This is a genomic window from Niveispirillum sp. KHB5.9, from assembly GCF_048066115.1.
GTDB lineage: Bacteria > Pseudomonadota > Alphaproteobacteria > Azospirillales > Azospirillaceae > Niveispirillum.
This window is the reverse complement of the sequence record NZ_JBLTYX010000047.1, coordinates 1-8991: the sequence shown is the minus strand read 5'-3', so window position 1 is coordinate 8991 and position 8991 is coordinate 1. Positions and strand designations below refer to the sequence as shown.

9 protein-coding genes are annotated in these 8991 nt (G+C 63.2%); 4 read left to right on the top strand and 5 right to left on the bottom strand.

Annotation, left to right across the window (positions count from 1 at the left end):
* Window positions 1-3642: chemotaxis protein CheB (locus ACM9HJ_RS30720; protein ID WP_416575620.1), on the bottom strand; the 3642-nt coding region annotated here is incomplete at its 3' end.
* 246 nt (window positions 3643-3888) lie between these two features.
* Between ACM9HJ_RS30720 and ACM9HJ_RS30715 the strand changes: the two genes are divergently transcribed.
* The 4 genes from ACM9HJ_RS30715 to ACM9HJ_RS30700 all read left to right on the top strand — a co-directional run bounded on the left by ACM9HJ_RS30715 (window position 3889) and on the right by ACM9HJ_RS30700 (window position 5165).
* The gene (locus ACM9HJ_RS30715) at window positions 3889-4224 is read left to right on the top strand and encodes a ferritin-like domain-containing protein (protein WP_416575619.1); all 336 of its coding nucleotides are present in this window, start codon (window positions 3889-3891) and stop codon (window positions 4222-4224) included.
* Window positions 4221-4367 carry a hypothetical protein gene (locus ACM9HJ_RS30710; protein ID WP_416575618.1) on the top strand — a complete coding sequence of 49 codons (147 nt, stop codon included), beginning with the start codon at window positions 4221-4223 and terminating at the stop codon, window positions 4365-4367. The genes ACM9HJ_RS30715 and ACM9HJ_RS30710 overlap by 4 nt, the downstream gene beginning before the upstream one ends.
* 2 nt (window positions 4368-4369) lie before the next feature.
* A complete protein-coding gene (locus ACM9HJ_RS30705; RefSeq protein ID WP_416575617.1) occupies window positions 4370-4822 on the top strand; it encodes a hypothetical protein in 453 nt (150 codons plus the stop codon).
* A 61-nt stretch (window positions 4823-4883) separates the two neighbouring features.
* Window positions 4884-5165, top strand: coding sequence for a hypothetical protein (locus ACM9HJ_RS30700; protein ID WP_416575616.1), 282 nt, complete (start codon window positions 4884-4886; stop codon window positions 5163-5165).
* 44 nt (window positions 5166-5209) lie between these two features.
* Here ACM9HJ_RS30700 and ACM9HJ_RS30695 read toward each other — a convergent pair whose 3' ends face one another.
* From ACM9HJ_RS30695 to ACM9HJ_RS30680, 4 genes are all read right to left on the bottom strand, one after another.
* The gene (locus tag ACM9HJ_RS30695) at window positions 5210-5680 is read right to left on the bottom strand and encodes a hypothetical protein (protein WP_416575615.1); all 471 of its coding nucleotides are present in this window, start codon (window positions 5678-5680) and stop codon (window positions 5210-5212) included.
* Between the two features lie 138 nt (window positions 5681-5818).
* Complete coding sequence (locus tag ACM9HJ_RS30690; RefSeq protein WP_416575621.1) at window positions 5819-6472, bottom strand: cupin-like domain-containing protein; 654 nt, start codon at window positions 6470-6472, stop codon at window positions 5819-5821.
* 281 nt (window positions 6473-6753) lie between these two features.
* Entirely contained in the window at window positions 6754-7632 is an 879-nt protein-coding gene (locus tag ACM9HJ_RS30685) for a hypothetical protein (protein WP_416575614.1), read from the bottom strand.
* A 655-nt stretch (window positions 7633-8287) separates the two neighbouring features.
* Window positions 8288-8860 carry a hypothetical protein gene (locus ACM9HJ_RS30680; RefSeq protein WP_416575613.1) on the bottom strand — a complete coding sequence of 191 codons (573 nt, stop codon included), beginning with the start codon at window positions 8858-8860 and terminating at the stop codon, window positions 8288-8290.
* Window positions 8861-8991: the final 131 nt, after the last annotated feature.

Here is an 8991-nt window from a genome sequence, read left to right as displayed (position 1 = left end):
GCCGGTATCGGCATCGGTGGGTCCTGTCGGCATCCGTGCCGTCAGCGGCGGAGCGGACAGTAATCGCTGGATGGTACGCAACAGCGCGGCCGGGTTCACCGGCTTGTGCAGTTGCACCTCGTTGCACAACGCGATGGCGCGCAGCGTCTCTGTGGAAATGTCGGCCGTCAGCAGCAGGCCCGGCACCTGGCGACGCAGGGCGCGGCGCAACGCCGTCAGCAGGTCCAGCCCGTTCATGCCGCCCGGCAGGTTGAAATCCACCAGCAGCAGGTCCGGGCGGAAATCCCCCGTCGCCATCAGGCGCAGCGCCGATGGGCCATCGACCGCCAATATCGGCCGATGACCGGCCTCCTTCAATACCATGCCCAGCAATTCCCGCACTTCCGGATCATCCTCCACCACCAGGATGGTACCCGACACCGTAACCGTCGGTTCCGGTACCGACACCGCCGACGTTTCCGGCAACAGTACCGCGCCGGGATCGGGCAGGATATCCACCGCGAACATCGAGCCCTTGCCCGGTGTGGAACGGACCCGCACGGGATGACCCAGCAGTCCGCTCAGCCGCCGCACAATGGACAGGCCCAGGCCCAATCCGTTGCCGGGCTGCTCCCCAGCCTCCAGGATCTGGTGATGTTCCTCGAAGATCATCTGCTGTTCAGTTTCCGGAATGCCGACGCCGGTATCCCAGATCTCGATGCTGACGATGCCGCCTGCCCGGCGCCGGCATCCCATCAGCACCCTGCCCGTCCTGGTATATTTCAGCGCGTTGGACAACAGGTTGCGGATCATCTGTTCCAACAGATGGCGGTCGCTGAACGCCATGGCGCTGCAGGTGACCGTGCGCAGGACCAGGCGGCGGGCCTGGGCATGGTAACTGAACTCGTCGCGCATGCGGATCAGCAGGTCGCGAAGGGAAAACCGGGTAACGGTCGTGGTGACGATGCCGGCCTCGATCTGGTTGATGTCCAGCAGGGCGTTCAGCATGCCGGACATGGCGCCCACCGTCTCCCCCATCCGGTCCAGCAGTTCCCGCTGACCACCTGTGACCATGTTGGCCAGGACACCCTGCAGCAGGGTCAGGGTCTGCAAGGGCTGGCGCAGGTCGTGGCTGGCGGCGGCCAGGAAGCGCGACTTGCCCCGGTTGGCCAGTTCGGCCTCGCGCTTGGCCGCATTCAGGGCATTGGCCACATGCCGGCGCTCGGTGATATCGGTGAAGGTGATCACCACGCCTTCCACCCGGTCATCCTGGGTACGGTAGGGCAGCACACGGCGCAGGTACCAGGCGCCCGTCCGCGCCTCGATCTCCCGTTCCATCGGCACACGACTGGTCAGCACCGACTGCGCATCGGCGATCAGGGCCCCGTCGGCGGCCAGCGAACTGAGATCGGCCAGGGGCCGGCCAACGTCACCGGGCAGGATGCTGAACAGCGACCGCGTCGCCGGCGTGAAAAACCGGATGGCCAGCCAGGGGTCCAGGAAGATGGTAGCCACATCGGTGCTGTACAGCACGTTCTGCAGATCATTGGCGGTGGTGCGCTGCCGTTCCAGGGTTTCCTGCAACTGGCTGTTCAGGGCGGTCAGTTCCTCGTTCAGCGACTGCAACTCCTCCTTGGAGGTCAGCAGTTCCTCATTGGCGGACTGGTACTCCTCGTTGATGGACAGCGCCTCCTGGGTGATGGCCTTCTGCTCCGCCCCGGCCAGTTCCAGGTTGCGGATGGCCGCCTCCAGTTCCGTCCGCGTATGGTCCAACTCGCGTTCAAGCGCCAGGACCGGGCCTTCGCCGGAGCGGGCGACGGGAAGGTCGTCATGCGTGTCGACCTGGACCTGATCCATGAAACAGACCAGCATCAGGTCTTCCCCGTCATGGCGGACAGGCTGCACCGCGATGCTGAAGACGTGATTGTCGCCATCGCGACGGGACCGGCCGCCCGTGACCATGATCCTCGTCTGATCCTGCCGCGCCCGCTGGATGGCACCGCGCAGCTTCACCGACAGGCCGGGAAGCACCATGGACAACAGGTCATGGGTCGGATGACCGGGCGGCACCCGCAAATAGCGTTCCGTCGGCCCCAGGGAATACAGGCAATCGTGCCGGCGGTTGATCAGCACCGCCGCCGGGGCATAATCCTGCGTCACCAGCCGCTGGCACAGCTCGGCCAGCGCCGCCTGCCGCGACGGGCCGGGGCCGACGCCCACCCGGACCGGGGCACGGACGCCGTCGCCGGCACTCATCAGAAAACTGAAATCACCCGGCCGGCTTCGACCGACATGCCGGTAAAGGCGTGCGGATTTCGACACCACCTCGAACCGGTCCGCACCGGCCGGCGCCACCGTCTCCGCCCCGCCCAACAGCAGGAAACCGCCATCGCGAAGCGCGAAATGGAACAGGGACAGCACACGCGCCTGCGCCTCGGGCAGCAGATAGATCAGCAGGTTGCGGCAGGAGATGAAGTCCAGCCGGGAGAAAGGCGGGTCGGCCAGCACGTCCTGGACCGTGAACACCACCAGGCTGCGCAGTTCCTGGGTGACCCGATAGCCCCCGTCCTCATGGACGAAGAACCGGGCCAGCCGTTCGGGCGACACCACCTCGACGATGCCTGCGGGATACAGCCCCTCGCGGGCCTTCGCCACCGCGTCGGGATCGACGTCGGAGGCGAAGAGCTGCAGCTTGATCGCCGGGCCCGGCAGGGACATCTGCTCCAGAAGCAGCATGGCCAGCGAATAGGTTTCCTCACCCGTGCTGCACCCGGCCACCCATAGGCGCAGGTGATCATCCGGCCCCCGCCCCCGGATCAGGTCGGGAATGACGGTGGCCGCCAACAAATCGAAAACCGCGGGATCGCGAAAGAAGGCGGTGACATTGATCAGCAGGTCCTTGGCCAGATTGTCGCGCTCCACCGCGTCGTCACGCAGCAAGTCCAGATAGGCCCCCATCCCATCCGCCGCAATGCCAGCCAGAGCCATGCGTCTGTCGATACGGCGGTGCAGCGTACCTTTCTTGTACAAGGAGAAATCATGGGGCGTATGGGCGCGCAGCAGGTCGATGACCGCCGGCAGTCCATCCAAGGGGCCAGCCGGTGCCTTGGCACCCGTGGTTCCTGGATGGTCGCGGATCATCGCCGGCATGGCCGCCACCGGCAGCACATGATCGACCAGCCCCGTGGCGATGGCGCTGCGCGGCATCCCGTCATATCCCGCTTCCGTCGGGTCTTGGGCGATGACCAGACCACCGGCCGCATGCACCGCCTTCAGTCCCAGGCTGCCATCCGCACCGGAGCCCGACAGCACCACGCAGACCGCCCGCGAACCATAATCCCGGGCCAGCGCCGTCAGCAGGAAATCGAATGGCAGCCGCGCACCATGCCGCGCCTGCGGCGACATCAGGCGCAAGCGCCCATCGGCAACCGACAGGTATGTTCCGGGCGGGATGACATGGATATGACCGGGACGGATTTCCATGCCATCGGTGACATCCCGGACGGGAAGCGCGGTGTGGCCCGCCAGCAGATCGGCCAGCAGGCTGTCATGATTGGGATCGAGATGCTGAACCAGGATGAAGGCCGCACCCCCGCCATCCCCAAGTTCCGCCACGAACCGGGTGGCCGCGTCCAGCCCACCGGCCGATGCGCCAATGGCCACAACGGGAAACGCCGTCCCGGCCGGCGTGTTATCCCGTGGACCTGGGCTTTGGCTTATCATGATCAAAACACCTTTAAATATTCGCTGGAGACTTAACAACGGGAAATCCATTTTAACACGCCCCATTGGAGCGTATAATACGAAAAAGTGTATAAAGATTAATACTTTCGGTTCTGGGTATTTTCCGACCCTCTCTGCCAATTCTACTCATCATTTATGATCATGATCGACGGCAGGAGGAAGACCATGCATCATACGAGCAATACGCTATCCGAAGCCGTTCGCGCCCGATCGATCGACCTGCTGAACCGTCACTTGGCGGCCGCCATCGATCTGCACGCTCAGGTCAAGCAAGCCCATTGGAATGTCAGGGGCTCTGACTTCGGTGCGGGGCACAGGCTGTTCAACAGCACCTCCGTCAAGGTCGAGGTCTATACGGATATGATCGCGGAACGGGCAGGCACCTTGGGCGGCACCGCACATGGCACGGTGCAGGCAGCCGTGGAAAGATCCTTCCTCGTGCCCTATCCCTTGGGCGTTTCGGATATAGGCCAGCAGTCGTCGCCCTGTCAAAGGCCATGACCGCCTTCGGTCGGTCGGCACGCGAGGCCGTCGATCTGTCCGCCTCCTATGGCGATCCGGGCACAGCCGACCTGTTCACTGAAATATCGCAGAACATGGACCGGCAGCTCTGGCTGATCGAAGCCCATGCGATACCGTCCTGACGATGATCGATCGTCAGAGCCCGGATGCGATGCCTCCCGATCCCCTGGCCCGATGGGACAATGAAGGCGGTGCCATCCCGAAAGCGATGGACACGGCCAGGAACCTGCGGATCGTGATCGCCGAGGACGAACCCCAGATCGCCCTGCAGCTGTCCACAATATTGCATGCGATGGGACACGAAATCTGCGCCATCGTCCGGACCACCAGCCAAGCCATCTCGGCCGCGCACCGTTTCCGGCCGGACCTGATCATCATGGACGCCCATCTGCCCTGTATCCCGACATTCATCGGCTCGGCACCGATCCTGCGGGCACTGTTCGTTCCACGCCTGTTCAATGACGGCATGCCGCTGCCCCGGCCCCTGGTGCGACCTGATGCGGTCGTAATCCGCAAGCCGTTCCGCGCCACCCATCTTGCCCGCGCCATCCAGCAGGCCATGGACAAGGCAGAGTAGGTGCGAAAACGGATACCGTTATGTGTCGCCGCCACCCTCTTTCAAATGGAAGGATCAGTCCATGCCCATCCGCACGAAGGAAATGACGGTCACGTTCGAACATCCGTTTGCCCTCACCTCGTTCGACAGCCTGCTGCCCGTCGGGGTCTACCGTCTGGAAATCGATGAGGAAGAGATCAGCGGCCTGTCCTTTTCCGCCTACCGGCGCACGTCGGCAAGGCTCCACACGCCCGCCATCGGCGTTCTCAGTTCCATTCGCCAGGCTCTTCCCATCGATACCAAGGAACTGGAAGCGGTGCTCAAGGCCGATCGCACGCCCATAATTCTTCCTGCCGGAGAATGAGACTGATCATGCAATATCTTGGCGGGCTTCGCAGTGCCGGCACCCTAACATGCGGCGATGAGCTGATCGCCCCGGTCAACTATGATTTCGAAGGTTTTCTTGAGCTTTCCGGGGAGGTTGTCTGCGCCGGTGAAATCCGGCTGGCGCCGGAAACCCTGCGGGAGATATTCGGCCGCCGGGACCTGTCCCTGCGAACGGCTGACGGGCGATGCCTCAGCCTGCGATTTTCCGACAAGCGCCAGCGGCCGCCTGACGATGCCGTCCATGTCGATGTCGGCGGCGACCTGCCGGCCCGGTCCGAGTGGCACCACTAAATCTGTTTTCCGATGATTCCGGCACGGCATGCGCTTGTGCCGTTTCCAACCCGAGGCCTGCAGCCATGACATCAGGGCCACCCGGGTGGGAGATTGCCGATGATGCCTATCATTCGGGCCGCAACCGCCGGTCCCGCCCTGGACGGACCCACGGCCCCCGTCCGCGCGGAACTTTTCGGCATCGAGCGACTTGAACAGCATGCCGGCAGCCTGAGCGCCGCCCAAATACCCCTTTGGCAGCGGATATCGATAACCTTGCATCTGCCAGAGGCCATGGTTTCGCGCCTCGCATCGAACCCGAAGCCGCCGCCGCCCGGCTTGGCAGGGGGTTCCGGCCCTCTATCCTTGCGGGTAACCGGCATGGCCATCGTTACGCCATCGGAAGTTGGTGAAGGTGATGGTCACGCTGAAATCGAGCGACTTGACCTGATGCCACCAGGCCAACGGCACGAAGAGGATTTCGCCCGGTTCCAGCAGCACGTCATAGAGGCGCAGCCCGTCCAGGCGGGGATGGCGCGCCAGATCGATGCCAGGATCGTCGAGATCGGCGATTTCGCTGAACACATGCCGGTCATTGTAGAGCTTGCCGACCTGGGCGGCGGGGGCGAGCCTGAGCCGCTTGCGGCCGACGATCTGGGCGATGAAATTGTTGGTGAGGTCGTGATGCAGCGGCGTCACCGTGCCAGCCGGCCCGATCCACATCATTCCATGCGGAACGGCAACCTGGCGATCAAGGAACTTGTCCAGGAACCCGAGGTCGCCGTGCAGCGGTGCCAGGGCATCGGCGTTGCGCTCGGAATTGTAGGCCGTAAGGTAGAGGTCGTTTCCGGCGCCGGGCCGCAGGATCTGGTCGATGAAGGCACCGAACGGCGCTTCGCGCCGATGGGCGTCCTTCTGTCTCTCGAAGTGCTGGTCGCCCGTGCGCCCGCCCTGGAATTCAACCGGCCGCGCGCCGACGGCTTCCTTGAGATAGGCCGGGGTCCAGCGCGTCAGTGCCAGTCAGTCAGCCATTTCACCAGTCAGGATCACGGGCCGGTTTACCGCATAATTGTTCAGTGCTCCGCCATTTGATCCCGCCAAATGGGAGATAATCGGAATTAAATGGCCCGACGCTCAACACATGGATGAACCGGTCGAGCATGACATCCCCCCACCACCAGGATGCGGGTGCCGGCAAGCGCGTCGATCAGGCTGTGAAGGTCGGTCATCAATGGACAGGCGAAACGGGGAGGGGACACGCAGGATAGCGCGAGCCCCCTCCCCGCCGCCAGTGATTAGGCCAGGCCCAGCCACGCGCTGTCGACGGTGGCCGCGCGACCCTCGTTATGGCCATAGAGCAGGAAATGCTCCACCGCGGTGAAGTTGCTCTCCGCCACGTCATCATTGGCCGCTAGATAGGCCTGGCTGCTGAACATCGCCGTGGAGTCGCGATCCTCTCCAATGCCATAGGTCAGCCAATGGCTCAGTGCCGCCTTCTCGTCGGTCCCAAAGGCCGCCGACAGGTCGGCATTGTTGGCCAGGTAATAGTTGGCATTGAACAGGCCATTGGGTGACCGCACCTCGTACTGGCCATAGGTTTCCCAGTGAGCCTGCGCGGTAGTCTCGCCCCTGGAGACGGCCTCCGCCACATCAATGTTCTGTTTGAGGTAGAACTCCTGGTCCAGCAGCCAGCCATTGGGACCGCCGCTGGCCTGCAGGTTGATCCCACCTTCTGCGGGAGCGGCCTGTGCGCGCGCATCATCACCCGATGGGGCGCCGGGGATGAAGGACGCGAAATAGGTTTCCTTACCGAAGACCAGAAATTCGGTGCCCGTCAGCCGGTCATACCCGTCGGGCGAACCCGCCCGCAGGTCGGTGATCCGCGTGACGGTACCGCCTACGACTTCATAGCTGTAATCGGCCAGCGCACCACGGTAGACGGCGACATCCGTACCGGCCGCGCCATGCAGCCAGTCATTGCCGGCACCACCGGTCATGACGTCGAACCCGCCGCCGCCGGCAAGCGTGTCGGCGCCGGCATGACCGATCATGATGTCGCCCGACGCAGTGCCCAGCAGATGATTGCTGTCGTCATTCCCTTCGATGACCGGGTCCCGGTCACTGATGGGCGGGTAAGGGGTGTAGGCTTGTTGGATGGCGTAATTGGTAGGCATCAGAAGCTGCGTTCATGGCCTTCACCTGGCTGGCAGATGATCTGCTGCCGCGGCTTGAGGGGGATAGTAGGGCCGGAGCCTCAAAACACATAAGTAACTTTATAACTATCATCTCTATTACTAACAATAGCTATGCAAATGAAAAATCATCACCATCAGAACAAATTCCACCATGAGAAGTTACAACACGAGACCTGTGATCATAAAGTGACCGGCTCCTTCAAAACAAAACCCGCTGGAGACACTCCGGCGGTCTACGATCATGTGGCGATCTATTTTTATTACGATTTTCTGAGTATTTTTATTCCTCTCATTAAGTGGCACGCCGATGCATATTTCAGACAACACACCATTTTTGAGATATTGCCGTCACATGGTTCGAACACGCACTGGATATGCTCTCAGTGGACGCAGTCGCCGACATCGGGCTTTCTAGCGGCAGCGACCAGTTTTGAAGGCCAGGCATAAGGCACAGGCAACCGGGGAGGGATCGCGCGAGCCCCTTCCCGCCGCCGACGGTTTCCCAGCATTGGCCAAAGCGGCCGGCACCCTGCCCGACCTGCTGATGGATGGGGAGGTCATCGCGCTGGACGCGGATGGCGTGTCCGACTTCGCGTCGCTGCAGGCGGCCCTGGCGGACGGGAAGACCGACGACCTACCCTTTTTCGGCTTCGACCTGCTGTTCGATGCCGGCCGCGACTTGCGCGACCAGTCGCTGCGCGTCCGCAAGGACAGGCTGCGCGACATTCTGGGGTCGCTGAAGGGCGATGCGGCCCCGGGCGCGCGCCAGACGCAGGCGAACGCGGGCGTCACGCGGCAGCGACGGTGGTATCGCGGTCGCCCCGCGCAGGCCTGCGACGCTGGAGATGTTGCGGATGCTACGGATAGTCTCGTTCAACACTTCGCCCATCATCTCGCGCGGCTCGATCTCCCCTTGCTCGGCGACCAGCGTCAGCCGGTGCATGGCGTAGAACCCGAACAGGCCGGCCAGCAGGAAATAGAAGTCCCAACTGGTCAGGATCAGCGGGAAATCATAGACGCCGCGCGGGTTGGTCCAGCTCAGCAGCAGTTCCAGCTTGCGCTCGGTGAAGAAGTCGGCCAGCAACCCGCCCAGGATAGGAGCGATCCCCGCCGCCACCGCCGTGACGGTGGCGCTGACCGCAATATAGGCGGTGGCGCTGCCTCGGGGCGAAAGCTTCAGCGCGATATTGGTGGAGGTCAGGGTCACGCCGGCACCGCCGCCCCCATGAAGACATGCAGCATCACCAGCCACCCCATCACCAGATCCGGGTCGCCCAGTTGCGAGGCGCCGATCATGGCTACGATCGATAGGATATAGACGGGCGCGCAGACGGCCAG

What these genes read in the sequence shown, in the direction of transcription:
- ACM9HJ_RS30705 (WP_416575617.1), top strand. Translation starts at nt 4,370, where the DNA reads ATGATCGATCGTCAGAGCCCGGATGCGATGCCTCCCGATCCCCTGGCC.
- ACM9HJ_RS30715 (WP_416575619.1), top strand. Translation starts at nt 3,889, where the DNA reads ATGCATCATACGAGCAATACGCTATCCGAAGCCGTTCGCGCCCGATCG.
- ACM9HJ_RS30700 (WP_416575616.1), top strand. Translation starts at nt 4,884, where the DNA reads ATGCCCATCCGCACGAAGGAAATGACGGTCACGTTCGAACATCCGTTT.
- ACM9HJ_RS30685 (WP_416575614.1), bottom strand. Translation starts at nt 7,632, where the DNA reads ATGCCTACCAATTACGCCATCCAACAAGCCTACACCCCTTACCCGCCC.
- ACM9HJ_RS30695 (WP_416575615.1), bottom strand. Translation starts at nt 5,680, where the DNA reads ATGCTGTTCAAGTCGCTCGATGCCGAAAAGTTCCGCGCGGACGGGGGC.
- ACM9HJ_RS30710 (WP_416575618.1), top strand. Translation starts at nt 4,221, where the DNA reads ATGACCGCCTTCGGTCGGTCGGCACGCGAGGCCGTCGATCTGTCCGCC.